General features: G+C 41.7%; 19 protein-coding genes. 18 read left to right on the top strand and 1 reads right to left on the bottom strand.

Features of this window, described 5'->3' with window-relative positions; all coding sequences use genetic code 11:
• Positions 1–34: 34 nt before the first annotated feature.
• The 3 genes from KW850_RS03140 to manA are packed head-to-tail and all read left to right on the top strand — an operon-like array spanning position 35 to position 3,131.
• A complete protein-coding gene (locus KW850_RS03140) occupies positions 35–1,264 on the top strand; it encodes an MFS transporter (protein WP_218346118.1) in 1,230 nt (409 codons plus the stop codon).
• Between the two features lie 26 nt (positions 1,265–1,290).
• Entirely contained in the window at positions 1,291–2,163 is an 873-nt protein-coding gene (locus KW850_RS03135; RefSeq protein WP_218346117.1) for an ROK family protein, read from the top strand.
• 20 nt (positions 2,164–2,183) lie between these two features.
• Entirely contained in the window at positions 2,184–3,131 is a 948-nt protein-coding gene (manA, locus tag KW850_RS03130) for a mannose-6-phosphate isomerase, class I (protein WP_218346282.1), read from the top strand.
• A gap of 132 nt (positions 3,132–3,263) precedes the next feature.
• Here the strand turns inward: manA and KW850_RS03125 are convergent, their stop codons facing one another.
• The gene (locus tag KW850_RS03125; RefSeq protein ID WP_218346116.1) at positions 3,264–3,653 is read right to left on the bottom strand and encodes a VOC family protein; all 390 of its coding nucleotides are present in this window, start codon (positions 3,651–3,653) and stop codon (positions 3,264–3,266) included.
• 238 nt (positions 3,654–3,891) lie between these two features.
• Between KW850_RS03125 and KW850_RS03120 the strand changes: the two genes are divergently transcribed.
• From KW850_RS03120 to KW850_RS03050, 15 genes are all read left to right on the top strand, one after another.
• Complete coding sequence (locus tag KW850_RS03120; RefSeq protein WP_218346115.1) at positions 3,892–5,019, top strand: acyl-CoA dehydrogenase family protein; 1,128 nt, start codon at positions 3,892–3,894, stop codon at positions 5,017–5,019.
• 48 nt (positions 5,020–5,067) lie between these two features.
• Complete coding sequence (locus tag KW850_RS03115) at positions 5,068–5,394, top strand: hypothetical protein (RefSeq protein ID WP_218346114.1); 327 nt, start codon at positions 5,068–5,070, stop codon at positions 5,392–5,394.
• A 13-nt stretch (positions 5,395–5,407) separates the two neighbouring features.
• On the top strand, positions 5,408–7,297 hold the full coding sequence (locus KW850_RS03110) for a XylR N-terminal domain-containing protein (RefSeq protein ID WP_218346113.1): 1,890 nt from the start codon (positions 5,408–5,410) through the stop codon (positions 7,295–7,297).
• Between the two features lie 47 nt (positions 7,298–7,344).
• A complete protein-coding gene (locus tag KW850_RS03105; RefSeq protein ID WP_218346112.1) occupies positions 7,345–7,833 on the top strand; it encodes a flavin reductase family protein in 489 nt (162 codons plus the stop codon).
• A 31-nt stretch (positions 7,834–7,864) separates the two neighbouring features.
• Entirely contained in the window at positions 7,865–9,145 is a 1,281-nt protein-coding gene (locus tag KW850_RS03100) for a Rieske 2Fe-2S domain-containing protein (protein ID WP_218346111.1), read from the top strand.
• 6 nt (positions 9,146–9,151) lie between these two features.
• Complete coding sequence (locus tag KW850_RS03095; RefSeq protein WP_218346110.1) at positions 9,152–10,354, top strand: dipeptidase; 1,203 nt, start codon at positions 9,152–9,154, stop codon at positions 10,352–10,354.
• A gap of 18 nt (positions 10,355–10,372) precedes the next feature.
• Complete coding sequence (locus tag KW850_RS03090; RefSeq protein ID WP_218346109.1) at positions 10,373–11,137, top strand: SDR family NAD(P)-dependent oxidoreductase; 765 nt, start codon at positions 10,373–10,375, stop codon at positions 11,135–11,137.
• A 25-nt stretch (positions 11,138–11,162) separates the two neighbouring features.
• On the top strand, positions 11,163–11,531 hold the full coding sequence (locus tag KW850_RS03085; RefSeq protein WP_218346108.1) for a hypothetical protein: 369 nt from the start codon (positions 11,163–11,165) through the stop codon (positions 11,529–11,531).
• A gap of 158 nt (positions 11,532–11,689) precedes the next feature.
• A complete protein-coding gene (locus KW850_RS03080) occupies positions 11,690–13,105 on the top strand; it encodes an amidase (protein WP_218346107.1) in 1,416 nt (471 codons plus the stop codon).
• 118 nt (positions 13,106–13,223) lie between these two features.
• Positions 13,224–14,324, top strand: coding sequence for an NAD/NADP-dependent octopine/nopaline dehydrogenase family protein (locus KW850_RS03075; protein WP_218346106.1), 1,101 nt, complete (start codon positions 13,224–13,226; stop codon positions 14,322–14,324).
• A complete protein-coding gene (locus KW850_RS03070) occupies positions 14,311–15,330 on the top strand; it encodes a 3-hydroxybutyryl-CoA dehydrogenase (RefSeq protein WP_218346105.1) in 1,020 nt (339 codons plus the stop codon). Before KW850_RS03075 ends, KW850_RS03070 begins: the two co-directional genes overlap by 14 nt.
• Before the next feature lie 135 nt (positions 15,331–15,465).
• The gene (locus KW850_RS03065) at positions 15,466–16,797 is read left to right on the top strand and encodes an MFS transporter (RefSeq protein ID WP_218346104.1); all 1,332 of its coding nucleotides are present in this window, start codon (positions 15,466–15,468) and stop codon (positions 16,795–16,797) included.
• Positions 16,798–17,092: 295 nt separating this feature from the next.
• On the top strand, positions 17,093–17,920 hold the full coding sequence (locus KW850_RS03060; RefSeq protein ID WP_218346103.1) for a dioxygenase family protein: 828 nt from the start codon (positions 17,093–17,095) through the stop codon (positions 17,918–17,920).
• 196 nt (positions 17,921–18,116) lie between these two features.
• Positions 18,117–18,950 carry an alpha/beta fold hydrolase gene (locus KW850_RS03055; protein ID WP_218346102.1) on the top strand — a complete coding sequence of 278 codons (834 nt, stop codon included), beginning with the start codon at positions 18,117–18,119 and terminating at the stop codon, positions 18,948–18,950.
• 33 nt (positions 18,951–18,983) lie between these two features.
• On the top strand, positions 18,984–19,700 hold the full coding sequence (locus KW850_RS03050) for a carboxymuconolactone decarboxylase family protein (RefSeq protein ID WP_218346101.1): 717 nt from the start codon (positions 18,984–18,986) through the stop codon (positions 19,698–19,700).
• The last annotated feature ends 16 nt before the right edge of the window (positions 19,701–19,716 follow it).

Below are 19,716 nucleotides of genomic sequence, written 5' to 3'. Positions count from 1 at the left end.
CTAGGTCGACTCTTCTGCTAAAGGAGATCAAAGAATGCTTCAAATTTTTAAGTCATTTTCTACGGAATTAAAGTTTTATTTACTGATGAATGCCTTATTTTCCTTTGGCGGCGTTTTGTCTGGTGTTTTTCAAAGTGTTTTCTTATGGAAATTGGATAAAACCTATTCACTGCTAGCTTATTATAGCTTGTATTGGTCCATTGCGATCATCTTTTGTTTTGGCCTTTGCGGGTGGCTGGCTAGGAAAACGAGCCCGATGATTACGATGCGTTTAGGATTTGTCTTTTATCTGATTACCTATTTAATTATGCTTATTTTTCATGACACATTAAGCGATCATATCATGTTGTTAGGATTTTCAACTGGATTGGCAATGAGCTTGTATTATGTCGGCATGCATTTGGCCGTATTAGACTTAACAACCAATGATAATCGGGATCAATTTTTATATGTACAAGGAATTCTATTTACCATCGGAGGTGTGCTCGGTCCGGTTCTGTCGGGGATCATCATCTCGCAATTAGAAGGTATGCTGGGTTATTATGTCGTTTTTATTGGAACCTGTGTATTCTTTTTTATTTCTTTTTTAACGTCTCTAAAAGTGAAGGGAAAGCCAATTACAACAAAAAGTTATTTTTGGGATGTCATCAAGAATCCATCACAGGAATGGAAAAAGATGTACAAGGTAATGTTTGCTGATGGGATTGTATCAGGCGTGTACGGAACCTTCTTGGTCACGATGATTACCTTCAAAGTAGCTGGTGGAGAATTGAGTTTAGGAGTTTATAATATGGCTGCTGAACTTGTTGCCATTGCTACATTCTATCTACTTGCTAAGTTCTCTAATCCGAAATATCGTCTCGCCATTTATGCGATCGGTTCGGTAAGTATATTTTTGAGTTCTGTATTGTTATCCGTCCTTCCTGTCCTCATATCATTGATTATATTTGGAATTGTCTCACCATTAGCACATAATATGGTTATCACCTCGATGAGTGCCATGATTTATGAAGCGATTGAGAAGGACCCAGAGTACAAGGTAAAGCGTTTGGATTATATTATTATTCGAGAAATCCCACTCGGTGTTGGAAGAATCATCGGAGTATTTTTGTTTTTAGCGATGAGAAAATACTTTGATTTTGACCTGCTTTTACCTGTCTCGTTTAGTCTTTTTCCGATTATCTATGTCATCATGATTCCAACCCTATATTTTATATGGAGAAAATCAAAAAAGGGATCTGCGCTTAGTTCTAATGAAATGTAGAAATTCGTATTGGGAGGTATTTATGTATGTTGGGTGCAATTGAAGCAGGCGGGACAAAGTTTGTGTGTGCTGTTGGCGATGAAAAGGGTAATATTGTAGACCGTATTCAGATTCCAACTACTGTACCGGCGGAAACGATGCCAAAGGTGGTTGAATTTTTCAATCAATATCCTATAGAAGCAATTGGTGTGGGTTCGTTCGGTCCAATTGATGTGAATCCGGAAAGTGCTACATACGGTAATATTACTTCTACGCCGAAGCCAGGGTGGAGGGATTATCCGTTTGTACAAACATTAAGAGATGCATTTTCAGTACCCATTGGGTTTAATACAGATGTAAATGCAGCAGCATTGGGAGAGGTTACCTTTGGTGCGGCAAAAGGTTTGGATAGCTGCTTGTACATTACAGTTGGTACTGGAATTGGGGCAGGTGCCATTGTTCAAGGGAGGCTTCTTCAAGGACTTTCACACCCTGAAATGGGGCATATTCTTGTGAGACGGCATCCAAATGACGAGTTTCGAGGGAAGTGCCCCTATCACCATGATTGCTTAGAAGGTCTAGCGGCTGGTCCTGCCATTGAAGAGCGCTGGGGAGCAAAAGGAGATCTGCTTGTTGATCGTATGGAAGTTTGGGACCTAGAAGGATACTATATTGCCCAAGCCCTAATGCAATATGTATTGATTCTTTCGCCGAAAAAAATCATCCTTGGCGGGGGAGTGATGAATCAAAAGCAGGTGTTTACTTCTATTTATAAGTATTTGCAGGAATTTTTAAATGAGTATGTGGTATTGCCAGAACTTGCTGGATATATTGTAAGTCCTGGTTTAGGTGATCATGCGGGAATTACTGGCGCGCTCATGCTTGCTCATCAAGCATTTCAAGAGGAAAATCAACAATAAACGTATGCCTGGAGGTAATAATTATGCAACCATTGTTTTTAAGACCAGTCTTTAAAGAGCGAATTTGGGGCGGTACCGCCTTACAAACAGAATTTGGGTACAACATTCCAAATGATCAAACAGGGGAATGCTGGGCGATTTCCGCACATCCCAATGGGCCATCTATTGTGGAAAACGGTCCATTTGCGGGTATGGCATTGGACGATTTATACCGTAAACATCCCGAGCTTTTTGGAAACCCGAAGGAAGAGGTTTTTCCACTTTTAACGAAAATATTGGATGCGAACATGGATTTATCCGTTCAGGTCCATCCAGAGGATTCTTATGCGAAGGTTCATGAAAATGGGGATCTTGGTAAAACCGAATGCTGGTATATCCTCGATTGTAAAGAAGGGGCCGACATGATCTTCGGCCATAATGCGAAAACAAAAGAAGAATTAATCGAGCAAATTAATGATGGGAAATGGAACGAGCTGCTGCGTAGAGTCAAAATCAAGCCAGGCGACTTTTTCTATGTTCCAAGCGGAACCATCCATGCTTTATGTGAAGGAACGCTAGTTTTAGAAACACAGCAAAGCTCTGACACAACCTATCGCGTGTATGATTACGACCGTCGAGATGCGGAAGGGAATTTGCGTGAACTGCATTTAGAAAAAGCAATTGATGTGACAACTGTGCCTCATCAAAATGCTGGAGTTGCTCCTAAAGTCCAGGAAGTTGAAAATGTAACGATTACAACGTTTGTGGAGTCAGACTTTTTCTCCGTTTACAAATGGGAGGTTAACGGAACAGCTGCTTTCTCATTTAATGATCAATATTTGCTGCTCAGCGTCATTAAGGGAGAGGGAACACTTCTTCATAATGGTCAGCCATATGGATTGAAGAAGGGTTCTCATCTGATTATCCCTGTGGGGTTTGGCGAATTTGGAGTAGACGGGAATTGTGAATTGATCGTTTCGCATACTTGATAATTGGGGTTTGGAAACTAAAAAAAGCGTAAAGATTCCGTGATAAGGGTCTTTACGCTTTTTTTATTACCATGAATAAGGATTCAACTAAAAAAGCTATGTGTATAATCCCTCCTACTAGGTTATACCCTGCTACGATTTCACACGTTCTACAAGTTGGAGGAGCTCGCGGTCTGGTCCATAGAATAAAATCATACGCCCGCCTTCCAGTGTCGGCTTTGGTTCCCCGGATGTGAAATGAATTCCTTTTTCCTTGAAATGGTGGATGGCCAGTGAGATATCTTCGACCGTAAAGGCAAGATGATTCACGACTCCAGACTCTGCATAATCTCCGACGGGATTAATATCACGAATCAGCTCAATTTCCATATCGGGCTGTGCCGCAAGATATAAAAACGCCATCTCCCTGTTTGGATTGTCTCCCCGAAGGCGAACGTTAAATCCTAGGATTTTTGAATAAAATTCGACCGACCGGTCCATATCCGAAACAATAATGGCCGTATGTTCCATTTTGGAAATCATGTTTTTTCCCCTTTTCACTTGAATAATATGATTCATTTTAATCTTAAGGTAAAGGAGATTAATAGAAAAGAAAGGGTTAGCCAGAATTAAAAATTAGCACTAAAAGGTCTGAAATATTAGAATTTTCAAACAGGATGATAGATTGTTTATGTTTTATTAATCCCTTAAGATGTGAACATAAGTAAAATATTCAAAAAATTTCAGATAGTACTATATAAGATATAGGGAGGAAAGAATCATGACTGCTGAAATAAAAAGTCAGAACCTGCTCAACCGTGTGTTGACCGAAATCCGCGCCCGACGGGATGAATTTGACGCGAAGCGGCACGTGCCTCGGGACATGGTAGCGCAACTAAAGCAACTGGGCGTTTATCGCGCTCACACGCCGCGTTCCTTTGGCGGCGATGCCCGCTCGCCCTCGGAGTTCCTCAGGCTGATCGAGGCCATCTCCGAGGCTGACGGCTCCGTCGGATGGGTGGCGAGCTTCGGCTCTGCTGCGGTCTACCTTGCGGCCCTGCCGCACAATACGCTCGCACGCCTTTACGCAAATGGACCGGACGTGTCCTTCGCGGGCGGCCTGTTTCCAATCCAGCCCGCAGAGAAGGTCGAGGGTGGTTGGCGCGTGAACGGTCTCTGGAAGTTCGCGAGCGGCTGTAAGGGCGCCGACATTATTGGCGTTGGTATTGGCACCGGGGAAGGCGGCAAGCCGCTCACCGCTGTGCTTAGACCTGAGGACGTGGAAATTGTCGAGAACTGGGAAGTGCTCGGGCTGCGCGGGACGGGTAGCCATGACCTGCTGGTGAAAGACGTCTTCGTCTCTGACGAATGGACCTTTGTCCGTGGCGGTGTGCCTTCTATTGAAGAGCCGATCTACCAGTATCCATCCATCGCTTATGCAGCGCAGGTACTGGCGGTGGTCAACCTTGGCGTAGCCCGCGCCACGCTTGATGAAGTTTCTCAGATGGCCGGTGGCCGTTCTGGCATCACCGGTGCACCGAGGATGGCCGATCGCGCTTACCTGCGAATCGCCGTGGCAAAGGCAGAAGCCTCGCTAAGGTCGGCGCGCGCCTTCTTCTACGAGGCCACCGATTCCGCTTGGGACTCGATCCTGAGGGGCGACGGTGTCTCCGCTGACCAAACGAGCATGTTGCGTCTGGCAGCTGTACAAGCTTCCCGCGCAGGCGCGAGCGCCGTTCAGTCAGCCTACCTGCTTGCCGGCACCGCAGCGATCTACGACGGGCACCCGCTGCAGCGCTATCTGCGCGACGCGATGGTCGTGACCCAGCACGCGTTCCTCAGCGAAGGCATGTACGACGGCGCTGGCTCGGTATTCCTAGGCGTGCCGCCGATGCCCGGCTACATCTGACCCTGCCAATCAATACCTTGATTTCACAAGTAAAGGAGGACATCACCGATGCACGCACTAGATTTGAAGAAATCACCATCCGATTATCAAGTTGAATGTATTGTTCATTTACCAGACAAAGGATTTGTTGATTTTTGTTCAGAAAAATATTCAATCAATCGGGGTGTCTTTAACGTCATTGATCATTGGTTTTTTGTCTATGGTCTGGAGAATATTGTATTACGCCGGAAAGCCATCGTTCAGTTTTTAACGTATCTCTATTCAGAAAATAGTTATACCCATAAGAAAATGTACTTGCAGTTCTGGAAAGGCGGAGTAAAAAAAAGCCTTTATTATTTCGTTGACGAATGTTTAAATAAACAAAAGTCAATATAATGAGGGTGATACCGTGAGCATTAAAGCTAGTGACCTTAATTTAGACCACTTTATGAGTATATCGGAAAAACCGGGCATGAATTTAAAGGAATTACAGTTGTCTCTTACAAGTGCAACGGCATGGGGAGTGCTCCGAAAAGACTTAATTACGGCGCTGGGTGTTCAGCGGGCCAAACGATTTTTACTAAGATATGGTTATCAATGTGGCGTTCACGAAGCACGTATCCTTAAAGAAACGATTAATTGGCAGGATGAACTAGAGTGGCTTATTGCCGGATCCAAAATGCATTATTTGACAGGAAGGGCCTTCTCGTACCCAGAAACATTCAATGTGGACATGAAGAAAGGTTTCTTTGATGTATCTGGTTATTGGATTGACTCGGACGAAGCCAATCAACACCTGCAGCATTTCCCCAAGCATACAGAACCAGTCTGCTTTTATTTAGCTGGATATGCAAGCGGTTACACCAGTGAATGTTTAGGAAAGCAAACCATTTTTAAAGAGGTTAATTGCAAAGGTAAAGGCGATGATCACTGCCGTTATGTAGGTAAAACGGTTGAACAATGGGGCGAAGAAATTGCTGAAGATCTTTTTTTCTTTGAAAACGAAGATATGTCCGGTGAACTTGACCAAATGTATCGGCGAGTGGAACAGCAGAAAGAAAGATTTGAGCTGGGTTCTTCATTAAGTCGTCATTTGACGCAAGCCATGCTTCAAGGAGAAGGTTTTCAGTCCTTTGCCAATTTGCTTGGAAAAAGCCTTCATTGCCAGGTTTTAATAGAAAATAAACTTTTTGAACCGCTTGCTAAATATGGAGATCATCCTGGAATGGATGACTATATGACAGCCCGAAATATTTGGGATAAAAACAAAGAAGCGCTTTTTCGCAACACGATTGTCGAAACCTCGCTCAAGGATAAAACATTTGCCATTTTGACAATACCAATTATTAATAGAAACCAGGTTTATGGGTTTATCACGATAGATTCCGATCAAAAACATGATGATTTTCGAAAAGACTTACTTGAGAGGGTAGCGACAGTTGCCGCCTTACATGTACAGAATGAACGAGTGGCCATCGAAACTGAACAACGGATGAAAGGTGAACTTCTTGAGCAGCTGCTTAACAATAAGGATGTGGACACCAAGGAAATTAACAGCCGTTTTTCCTACATTGGTTATGATTTATCGGAGGCGCATTATATCGTGCACATGGAAATTAATGACCGGAAAATGAAAGAAAAGGGCTCTGTTAATTACGATTATCTGAAAATTAGGAATAAATTAACTAATTTATTCTATCAAAAGCAGCATAAATTTGATGCGCCCCTTATTTTAACCAAATTAAATACCATTCAAGCGATTATTTTGAAGAAGTATATCGACTCTGAAAGAACCACGATTAAAGAGTTTGGTGAGGCGCTTCTGAAGCAAATTGGAAACCAAGAACAGCAGATTTATATTGGAATCAGTAATGAAACCAAGCAACTTTCTGATTTTCATAAAAATGCTGAAGAAGCGAAGAAGGCGGTTGAATTAGCCAAAGTGAGATCCTCGGATTCTCGGGTTATATTAACAAGTGAATTAGGTCATTTAACCTTATTTTTAAATGCTAGAGAACCAATGGAACTGGAACGATTTGCAAATGAAAAATTACATCCCATCCTCGAATATGATAAAAAGAAAAATTCAGAGCTGCTGGTGACACTATTCTATTATTCGCAAAATGAATTTAATTTACATAAAACAGCACGAGAAATGTCGATTTCGATTAGTGGGATGAGATATCGAATACAAAAAATTGAAGACTTGCTTTCTGTTGATCTAGCAAGCTCTAATAGCCGCTTTGAAATTCAGATGTCCCTGCAAATCATGTTAATGCTTGGAAAAATAAAAATGTAAAGGGATGCTGCATATGAAGGCAGCTCATAACCAAAGGAGGAGAATATATGGATTCACGTCAATTTCGAAATACGCTTGGACATTTTGCTACAGGTGTTACAGTCATTACCACAAAAAGTGAGAGTGGTTTTATTGGTTTGACTGCAAACGCTTTCTCTTCTGTTTCATTGGATCCGCCTTTAATTCTTGTTTGTATTGATAAAAAGGCAGGCAGCGTGCATGCGTTTAAAAAAGATCATCCTTTTACGGTTAATATATTACAAGAGAATCAAGAAGAAGATTGCTGGCGCTTCGCGAAAAAATCTGAAGATAAGTTCAAGGGCGCATCGTACTCCCTATCAGAAGATGGCTTACCGATCTTAAACGAGAATTTGGCAACGATTGAATGCCACGTTGATGACTTACTTGATGGTGGTGACCATTATATTGTCACAGGACGTGTGAAGAGTGCCGTATATGATGAGCAGAAAAAACCGCTGCTGTTTTTCCGTGGAAAAATCAGTCACTTATCAGAAGCCGTTGGGATAAAGCAATAATAAATGAGCTGAAGATTCAGGAGGGAATAAAATGTTATCTAGAGAAGATAATCAGTTATTAACGCAAACAGGTCCCGGGACTCCAATGGGTGATATGTTCCGCCGATATTGGATTCCTGTTCTGAAGTCTGAGGAATTAGAATGTGATGGGAAGCCTCAGCGGGTAAAATTATTAAGTGAAGACCTCATTGCTTTCCGTGATACGGTAGGAAAAGTGGGTTTGATTGACGAACGATGTCCTCATCGTGGAACCTCCCTTTATTTCGGGATTAATGCAGGGTGCGGTATCCGCTGTATGTATCATGGCTGGAAGTTCGATTCAGAGGGGAAATGCACGGAAATTCCTTCAGAAGAGAGAGATGGAAAATTCAAACAATCGATCAAGTTGAAAAGCTATCCGACAATAGAAGCAAATGGAGTTGTTTGGACCTATATGGGCCCTGAAGAAGAGCAGCCGCCATTACCAGATTTTTATTGGATGAGCCTTCCGGATGAGAACTTATTGGTGGAACGTGTCTGGCAGGAATGCAATTATGCACAGGTGATGGAAAATGATTTAGATTACGTTCACGCTGCTTTTTTGCATAAAGCTCATCACACACAAGCCGTAGAAGAAGGAATATTAAGCAGTGATTTAGGGATCGATCCAAATCATCCTCTTGTGAAAAATCCACCGGTTAAACAAGCTGTTGAAGATACGAACTATGGAAAGCGTTGTGTTGCGGTCGGAATCGGAACGGAAAAAGAGAATGCTTTCATGGAGATTCATTATATCTTCCCATTTTATACGTATCCACCGAGATTTGGTGGGGAAGATGGCATGTGGCACGCGTTTATTCCAAGAGACGATTATAGTACCTGGTCATGGGATGTACAGTTTGCGCACAACCGAACCATTGATGTCGAAGCGCAGCATCAGCGCCGAGGTTTAAAATTGGATAAGGAATTAAAGAAACAAATTAATCTTGAAAACGAATATGCTCAAGATCGAGAATTACAAAAGACTGGAAATTTCACAGGCATTCGTGGGATTGCCAATCAAGATCATGCCGCCACTGAAACAATGGGACCGATTGTGGACAGGACCATTGAGCACCTTGGTACGAGCGATTTACCTGTTATTCATATGCGCCGGATCTTACTCCAGCAGGTGAAAGCATTCCAAAAAGGAGAAACACCATTGGTCTTAGATAATCCATCACTGAAATCATTGTATAGTGATGGTCTCTACGATGATAACCAAAAATCATGGAAAGATGCTTTTCCTATGAAAGAGCAATTTCAATTGAAAAAAACGGTTGCGAAACTGTGATCCATGATGAATGTAAAGCAATATGACGGTTATCAATCCTTTAGTTATTTAAAAGCGAATCAAGATTATAAACCATATGAGTTATCCTATGAACTTGATCGAGTCCCGGCGTACTCACTTCATTTAACGGAGAATGAGGAAGAGAAGCTGAAAAAAATATTTACCAAATACCCGATCGTTTCATTACGAGATCATGGTTTCATTGTTCCAAAAAAATCTGAACAGATTCTTCCGTATTGCGGTGAGTTTCATACTGCTTTTCATTATGAAGGAATCTCACTGTCAGGAATTGACGTAATATTCGAAAACTTCATGGATGGCATTTCGATTATTGCTTCGAAAAACGGCTTAAAATGGGATGATGTGCTTTATTTGCTTGGTATGCGCTACGCTGATATCCAGCGTCAAAAGACGATTTATGTTGCAAGCACATACGGTGACTTGGTAAAAGCAAAGCGGAACAAACAAGTAGCCATTTTGCCGTCTCTAGAGGCGGCAAGCATTTTAGAAAATGAACTGGATCGTGTCGATATTTTATATGGCTTCGGTATCCGCTGCATGGGAATTACCTATAACGAAGCAAACAGTCTCGGTTCAGGACTTATCGAGAATCGAGATGGCGGCCTAACCAATTTCGGACGTCGTGTGATTGAACGAATGAACCGATTAGGGATGATGATTGATATATCTCATTGCGGGGATCAAACGAGTTTAGATGTGATTGAAACAAGTGAGCACCCTGTTTTCATCACACATGCAGGAGCAAGGGCATTGTGGAACACACCACGAATGAAGCCTGACCATGTTTTACAAGCATGTGCTGAAAAAGGCGGAATCATTGGAATTTGTGCTGCCCCGAATACGACATTAACGAAAAACTCACCTAACCATTCGCTGCAATGCGTGATGGAGCATTTTGAATATATTAGCAAATTAGTAGGCATTGATCATGTTGGTCTTGGACCCGACACTTTTTTTGGAGATCACGTAGCCTTACAGCATGCCTTTGACGATATGTTAGGCATATCCGCTTCTCACAGTGGAGAGGTTTTTAAGGAGTCCACTTATGTAGAAGGGGTAGAAAATCCTGCAGAGGCTATGAAAAATATGATTGGATGGCTGGTGAAACACCAGTATTCAACTAAAGCTATTGCCAAGGCAGCAGGCGGAAATGCCATGCGGGTGATCAAAAGTATTTTAATAAACTAAGAGAGGGGGCGATCACTTTTGAATACGAAGGCAGTAGAACAAGAAGTGGCGATCGTTACGGGTGCTGGGCAGGGTCTCGGTCATGCGATTGCCATAAAGCTCCTTTCAGAAGGAAAAAGAGTTGTGTTTGTTGACGTGAATGAAACGGCCTTAAACGAAGTAAAAGAATCTGATCTTTTGCACCGTTATCATTCTTCCTCTTCGATGTTTTTAACAGTGGATGTATCGGATGTCCATGCTATTAAAAAGAGTGTGGAAACGATCATGGAAAACTGGGGACGCATTGATATATTGGTGAACAACGCTGGTGTTCGTAAAGAAACAGTGATTGAGGAAGTCACGGAAGAGGAATGGAATCTTATCTTATCCGTCAATCTAGGTGGGACCTTTTTCTACTCTCAAGCTGTGCTGAATCCAATGAAACAGCAAAAAAAAGGGCGTATTATTAATGTTTCTTCTTTTGGAGGCCAAGCGGGTCCGCTGACATCAGGTGCCCATTATTGTGCTTCAAAAGCTGGCCAGCTTGTTTTAACAAAAGTATTTGCTAGGTCTCTAGCGGATCAGGGGATCACTGTAAATACAGTTGCTCCCGCTGCCATTGAAACACCAGAAATGGAAAAGATGGATCCAGCTGTGTTAGAAAAAATGAGGGAGAGCATTCCAGTAAAACGCTTTGGTGAAGCGGAAGAAGTGGCAAACATGGTTTCTTTCCTAGCTTCAGATGCGGCTGGTTATATTACGGGCTCAACCTTTGACATAAACGGTGGTTTACTCATGCGTTAAACAGATTTTAAAGGAGATGAATGTAATGGGAGAAATGAAACATGGTGCACCTGAAATACCCAATCCATTGAGAGTGTTTATAACGTTCGAGTCGACAGGGTGGTTTGATACTACTCAGGAGCAAAAGGAAAAAGAAATATTGCCGCAGCTTCATGAAGTTTTAGTGGCGTGGAAAGAAAATGGCTCTGAATTATTAGGCACGTTTGACAGAGATATCTTAACAGCCGGGCATGCAGGACCGGTTAATTGGCATGCGTGTTTTCTATATAATGTCCCTGATTTGCAAACGGTTACAAATATGACACACTCGTTTCGAGCAACAGGCCTCGATCGCTTCTTCCGTCTTGAAGCGTCAATTGGCCGTCCGTTTTTCTTGTTAGAAAACAATCGTTAAACAGTCGAATAAAAGAGATTTGTCATTCAGGAGGAAGGAGGTACCTTCTTGACTTTATATGAATATTTACAGGATATTCTGGAACTCGAAGAGGCAGAGATGTTTATGGTCGACCCTGCTTTTAGGTTGAACCTTGAAGATTTTGAGAAGGAACAAACATGAGTGAACTGCTTTTCGCTTCGATTGATGCCGCTGGGTCTTTAATGGCAAAGAAAAAGATTTCACCTGTGGAATTGACTAAATTAACCTTGGAACAAATTCAAAAAAATGATCCCGCCCTTCGAGCATTTATTACGGTGATGGAAGAAGAGGCCATGGATCAGGCGGTGAATTTAGAAAAAGAAATTCAAAGCAATCAACTGCGTGGCCCGCTGCACGGGATTCCGATTGTGGTGAAGGATTTATTGCAAACAGAAAGGGTACGAACAACAGGCGGTTCAAAAGTTTTTCAAGACTGGGTGCCTTCAAGTGATGCCACGTCTGTTCAAAAGTTAAAGAACGCAGGAGCCATCATCATCGGTAAAGCAAACTTGCATGAATTCGCGATGGGAGCCACAACTGAAAATCCTCACTATGGAAGTACGAAGAATCCATGGGATTTAACAAGAATACCAGGTGGGTCGAGCGGCGGTTCAGCTGTGGCCACGGCAACAGGTATGGCCTTCGGTGCTGTTGGAACAGATACAGCGGGTTCGATACGTCTGCCTGCAGCAATGTGTGGCACGGTAGGATTTAAACCAACGTATGGACTTGTTAGTCGTGAGGGCTGCCTGCCATTTAGCTGGTCTTTAGACCATGTAGGTCCAATGGGGAGAACCGTAAAAGATACGGCCATTATGCTGGAAGTGATGAGAGGATATGATTTAAAAGACCCCTCGACTGTTAAAAGGGATGAGTCTGTTGTATTTCCTGAGTTACAAACTCTTAAAGGAGTTAAGTTAGGCTTCTATGAACCCTATATGTTTTCAGGAATCGATGAGAAGGTGAAGACCGTAATTCAGCGGGCTTTTCAGCGATTAACCGATTTGGGAGCAGAAATCGTTTTCATCAACCTGCCAGGGATAGAAAGGGCCCTTGATGCTTTAAAAACAATTGCGCAAGCAGAAGTGGTATCCTTTCATGAACCGTTATTAAAGAGATTTGGAGATTTATATGGGGATGATTTGAAATATCGCTTTCAATTTGGCCGTAGTATCTCCGCAACCGATTATATAAATGCTCAACGAACGAGAAGACAGTTTATCACCGAAACGCTTAAACAAATGAAAGAGCTGGATGCGTTAGTCGGTCCTACCAATGTTCAGCCGCCGTTTGAGATCGGCACGATGGTTCCAGAACAGGCGATCAGCAATATGTTTACGCTTGGAAAAACACCACTTGCCAATATTCTCGGGTTTCCGTCGCTTTCTGTTGCCTGCGGCTTTACGGCAGACACTCTGCCAGTTGGCCTCCAGTTGATAGGAAAACCTTTTTCAGACAAAAGAGTTCTGCAAATAGGAGATTGCTATGAGAAGTCAGAAAAATGGGTACAGGCCTTGAGAGAGAATAAGCGTTATCTCCATGCAGTTAAATGATATTTTTTTATTTTAGAGGGATAACAAGAAAAGGCAGCCCTTTAAGATGAGGACTTAAAACGTTACTAACTTGTATACAGAAGACAGTATTCCAAATGACAAGTAGGAGGAAAAGGGAATGGAAATTGCGGTAATTGGTGGAGGAAATGGATCTTATGCAGCAGCAGTCGATTTAACGGAAAATGGCCATCATGTAAGGTTATGGAGAAGAGACAAGGATGCTTTTCAAGCAGTTCTCGATAATCAGGCCATCCACGTAAAAGACCATAATGGATCAAGAACTGTTTCTATAAAGCTAGCAAGCACCGATTTGAAGGAGGTGGTTAAAGGAGCCGAATTAATTGTCATTCCATTGCCGGCTGTTTCGCAACAATCGATAGCCAAACAACTAGCGCCTGTGCTTGAAGATGGCCAGGTGATATTCTTGCCGCCTGGAACGTTTGGAAGCTATTTAATGTCAAAGGTTCTAGTGGATGAAGGCTGCAAGGCGAAAGTTGCTTTTGCCGAAACAGGTACATTACCTTATTTAGCAAGAAAATACGATGAACAAACGGTTTCTATTTCTGGAAGGGCAACAAGGCTTCCGACAGGAGTATTCCCTAGTGAACGATCAGAGAAGGCATTTGAAGTGTTAAGAAAAGCATTTCCATCCATTGAACCCATCCAAGATGCTTTGGACGGAGCATTAATGAATGCCGGTCCAGTCATTCATCCTCCGCTTATTTTAATGAACGCTGGTCCGATTGAGCATTTTGACAAGTGGGATATTCACAATGAAGGAACACAAACTTCTATCAGAAATGTTCATAAAGCACTGGATCATGAAAGAATCAGAATCCGTGAGGCTTTAGGATACACTGCACCGCATTTTCCGCTTGATGATCATTATAATCCTGAGGGGGAAGAATGGATGTATGGGAACGGTGCTCATGAAAAGCTAGTTGATGGAGAGGATTGGTTTGAGCCGTTAGAGTTAAAAACGCACCGTTACATGAGAGAGGATGTTGCGTGCGGTCTTGCCTTTCTTGTTTCAGTCGGAGAGTGGCTGGATGTTCCCGTGCCAACGGCAAAAGGGCTGCTGGCCGTCGCTTCCGCTGTAGTCGGAGAAAACCTGCGTGCAACCGGAAGAACGTTGGAGAATCTTCAGCTTGCTTCGAAAACAAAAGCCGAGTTGAAAGAAATACTGGAGAAAGGATTACTCCAATATGAAATCAGCTAAAAAGACCATTTTCATCGCAGGCGCCGGCCGAATGGGGAGAGGGATTGCCTTAACATTTGCTTATCAGGGATTTCCAGTAACACTTATGGATATTAAAGGTCGGAATAAGGAAGAATTCAACCAATTACAATCATCAGCCTTAGCTGAAATTAGGAGCCAACTGGAGATTCTAGCGCGGTCTAATGTTTTTCCCTATGAAATGATCGATCGAATTGTTGATAGAATCGAAGTTCTACATATTGACGATTCTAGTGACATATGGAAAAAAGCAGAAATCGTGTTTGAAGCTGTGCCAGAAATTCTCGCATTAAAAAAAGAAGTTTATAGTCGCATCTGTTCATCCTTACAAAAAGACGCACTGATTGCTTCGACCACCTCTTCCTTTTCAGTAAATGAATTAGCTGAATATGTTTTGCACAAAGATAGATTTATGAATACACATTGGCTAAATCCTGCCTATTTGATTCCGCTAGTGGAAGTAAGCCCAGGTAATGAAACGAGCGATATATCTTTAAAGGAAATGTTTACATTACTTGAGGAAATTGGCAAGGTTCCGATTAAATGTGCACCTTCCCCAGGATTTATTGTTCCAAGGATTCAGGCGCTCGCCATGAACGAAGCATCCAGGCTTGTTGAAGAAGGGGTTGCTTCCATTGAAGATATTGATAAAGCATCAAGGGTGGGCTTTGGGCTGCGATTTGCGGTATTAGGTCTATTGGAGTTTATTGATTGGGGAGGAGCCGATACGCTTTTCCATGCAAGTAACTATCTAAAAGAATCATTAAAGTCAGAGCGATTTGCACCGCCGGAAATTGTGGAAGAGAAAATGAGAAGCGGGAATATCGGATTAAAAACCAAAAAAGGTTTTTATCATTTCGATGAAACGAACTTAGACCAATATCAATTGGAGACTTTTCAAAAATTTATTGATTTATTACAGCATTTAGGGTTTATTACAGCCCCTAAAGAAGATCACTTTGCAATCATGAATGAGGGAACTTATTAAGGTTTTTGATACATGTAGCCATAAAAGTCTGAAGGCTCGTAAAATACTTTATGAGGAAATCACACTTCAACAGGATGCTGTTACCGGTATATTCCTGTTCGTTTATGTTTGGACAATTTTTAGGGGAGTGAGTCTATGAAAATTGAAGGCGTAAAACATAAAAAAATGGGAAGAATTGCAGCCGTTGCTGCGACGATAGGATCAGTTATTGAATGGTATGACTTTTTCTTGTATGCAACTGCCTCAGCATTAATTTTTCCAAAAGTATTTTTTCCCGCTTCCGATCCTTATATAGCAACGCTGCAATCCTTTGGCGCATTGGCAATCGGCTTCTTAGCACGTCCTATTGGAGCAGCTATTTTCGGACATTTTGGGGACCGGGTGGGCCGCAAAACGGCACTGGTTCTTACCATGTTTTTGATGGGAATCAGCAGTCTAGCGATGGGGCTTTTACCAAGCTATGACAACATAGGCATGTGGGCACCTACTTTGCTAATCTTTTTACGATTAATTCAAGGAATTGGAGTAGGAGGAGAATGGGGCGGTGCGGTTCTTCTTTCAATGGAGTGGGGGAAAAAGAAGCGGCAAGCCCTTATGGCGAGTTGGCCACAGATGGGTGTCGCAGCAGGTCTCTTGTTATCTTCCTTTGTCATGTCACTGATTATGAATATTTCAGGTAACTCCTTTTATACATGGGGGTGGCGTATACCTTTTCTATTCAGTGTAGTACTGCTGATTGTTGGCTTAATTATTCGATCAAAGATTACGGAAACACCTTCTTTCCAAAATGTTCAAGAGGAAAAACAAGTATCGCGCATGCCTGTGCTAGAGGTGATCAAAAAGCACCCAAGAGAGATTATTTTAGCAGCTCTGATCAGACTATCTGAAAATGGACCATTTTACGTCTACACTGTTCTTATGATCAATTATGGCATGGAAACATTTAAAATAGACAAGCAATTTTTAGTAAATGGAAACACAATCGGAAGTGTGGTAATGGTATTTTGTATTCCTCTCTTTGGCTATTTGTCAGATCGATTTGGCATTAAGCGTATGTATTTGGTTGGGGTGGCCGCTACCTTCTTATGGGCATTCCCTTACATTGGACTTATTAATACAGGCACTCCGATGATTATTTTACTGGCCACCGCCTTAGCTATGATTCCTCATAGTATGCAGGTGGGTCCACAAGGTGCGCTTCTTGCGAAAAGCTTCCCTGCTAGGTTACGATATAGCGGACTGTCGCTAGGAACACAGCTTGGATCTATCATCGCGGGAGGAATCGCACCGCTTATTTGTACGTTTCTTTTACACAAGTATGGCACGGCATATGCAGTGAGCGGCTATATTATTTTTACTGCCATAGTTACGTTTACAGCCACACTAATGCTTAAAAGTTATCCTGATTCGGAGGATACTCCTGTAGAAGTCAAAGGAACTTCTTCCGCTACTGTTACAGCTCAATGAAACTAATATAAGGATAGTTAACTAAAGAAGGCCCTCTTACCCAGCTGTGAGAGGGCTTTCTTATTGTTTGGGAAAGAAAAATTTCTAATGACTATATAGGTTTTTACTGAAATAAGTAGATAAAATATTGTTCAAAGTGAAAATCCAAACGATTAATACTAAATATTATGAATTTTCAAACCTATTGGTAGATTGTGATAATAATCCACTCGTTTTATCATTAAAACATAGCTAGATTATAAGAACAGAATAGTGAAACCGCTGCCAATTAAGAAACTTTGAGGAGGAAAGAAGCATGAAAAATCAAAAGGTTATCGCTGTTTATCAAGGATTAGTAGGTAAGTTTAAAGAATTAATCAGTGAGCACGAGATTGACCATGACGATTACCAGGCTCTGGTCCATTGGATGGATCAAGTAGGAAAATCAGGTGAAATTCCGTTATTTATGGATGTGTTTTTTGAAACGCATGCGCTGCAAGAGATGTATAAGAGCGTAAAAGGAACGGAACCAACGATTTTAGGACCTTATTATATTGAAAATGCCACTGAAATTCAAAATCCAGGGGTCATTCCACAAAGACAAGAGGAGCCGGGGGACGTATTATTCTTTAGTGGTTCGGTCAAGGATACCGCTGGAAATCCATTAGTAAACACGAAGATTGATCTATGGCAAGCGGACGCTAATGGAGAATATTCTAACTTTGCCGAAGGTATTCCAGCTGATAACCTTAGAGCGGTTTTGTATACAGATGAAAAGGGGAATTTTGAAATTCAAACGGTTGTGCCAGGAAATTATTCGATTCCAGCCGATGGTCCTACTGGTCATTTCTTAAAGTTGATTGATCATCATTCTTATCGACCAGCACATCTTCACTTACTGTTCAAGCCTGAAAATGGAGATAAATTAGTGACCCAAATTTATTTTGAAGGGGATCCATATTTGGATAGTGACGTAGCACAAGGGGTAAGAGGGACCTTAATTACCAAACTTGAAAAACAAGAAGATCCTAATGTCCTGATTGAGAAAGGGTTAAATAAACCATTCTATACCGCCCATTTAGAATTTGAATTGAGACTTCAAGATACGCCTCATCTGAACAAAGCTAGTTTACAAACATTATAGAATCTGTTGCTAAATTGGCTGTAAATACGATAGACATTCTTCCCTAAATAGATAGGATGGTTTAGAAAAGATTGATCAAAACGACGAAAATTCGTGAATGGTCAGTCTTTTTTTTACAAAGGATGGTCGGAGGAAGATTAGTTCAATATTAAAACGATAATAAAAATAGCTACAGGAAAAACAAGGAGTGTCATGGATGCAAAAGTATATCAAAGAAGTGAAGCATCATCATTTTCAAATGGCGGATTATCCAGGGGAAAAAGGGACGATTATTGCGATTCATGGGTTAACAGGAACACATAAAAATATGCACTATTATGCAGAAGCACTAAAAGGGGAATATCGAGTGATTGCGGTTGATTTAAGAGGACGCGGCAATAGTTCTGAACTGGATGAACATCCGTCTATCTTTCAGCATGCAGAGGATATCATTGATTTAATCACGGAGCAGAAATTAGAATCTCCCATCTTAATCGGCCATTCTATGGGTGCATTTATTGCCTCCATTGTCGCAAGTAAATTGGATTCGGTGAAAGGCCTGGTTTTATTAGACGGGGCGGCGAACATGTCTGATCAGCAGCGTGACATCGTTAAACCATCTTTAGGAAGATTAAGTAAAAAATATGAATCGAAAGAAAGCTATTTGGACGAAATAAAAGGGATATATCACCGATTAGGCGTTGAATGGACTCCTATTTTAAAAGAGGTAGTGGAGTATGAAATTCAAGAAGCCGAAGAAATGTGGGAGCCTAAATCGGCAGAGCCCAAAATCCTAGCAGACTTTGAAAGTTTTTATTCCTATGACCCTAAAGACGTGTGTTCCAAGATTAATTGCCCGACTTTATTAGTGTATGCAAAAGGGGAAATTGGTCCATTTCCGCCATTATTTTATGAAAATGCCTATGATGATACGAAGACATATACCCCTCATATTCATACGATTGTCTCGGATTGTAATCACTATACTATGGTGTTTGAGAATAGACCGGAGATTAACCAAGCGATACAAGCATTTTTAAAGGGAATATAAAGGAAGAAAACAAGTTTGAGAGGTGTTCACGATATGAGTCAAGGCTTAGCGTATTTTAAAGAAGTGTATGATGTGGTGCCTGGCTGGGTCCAAAAAATGCATGATTATAACAACAATGCACTGGAGCACTACACAAGCTTACGAAGCGAAATCATGAAAGAAGGGGCTTTAACTAGAAAAGAAAAGGATCTTTTACTAGTAGGTATGAATGCCGCGAGATTGTATGAACGAAGTATGGTGTACCACACCAAAGGAGCCATAGATGGCGGCGCTACTCTGCCAGAGCTTGTGGAGTACCTTATTGTTCCCTACTTATATAACGGGGCAAAAGCATTAAAATCAGGAGTAAAGTCATTAGAATATGCCCTTACTTTAAAAGGCATTGAATTTCAGGCACTAAGTGAAAGCGAAAAAACAACAGAAGAGCATCTTCTTCATATGTGTGAATTATTAGGTGAGGAGAATACATCCTTTGTCACTAAGGTGATCACGCTTGTTCAGTCAGGAGAGCAAGAAATACTTAAAGAGTTGCTGCTAAGTGATGCCACCGTTCCAAAAACGCTGAAACATATTCTAATGGTGGGAATTTTCATTACAGAATTAAAAGGGAAACATGCAGCAGAATGGATGATCGCGGCAAGAGCAAACGGAGCCTCTGAAGAACAATTAGCTGATGTCGGGTTTATTTGTTTATTAACGGCAGGTATCCCTGCTTGGTTTGAAGCCAGTGATTCATTACTAGAATACTAATTTGAGAGGGGAGGGT

The sequence above is a fragment of the Bacillus sp. sid0103 genome (assembly GCF_019219025.1).
The sequence above is the reverse complement of the archived record's forward strand: the minus strand, read 5'-3'. Positions and strand labels throughout refer to the sequence as shown.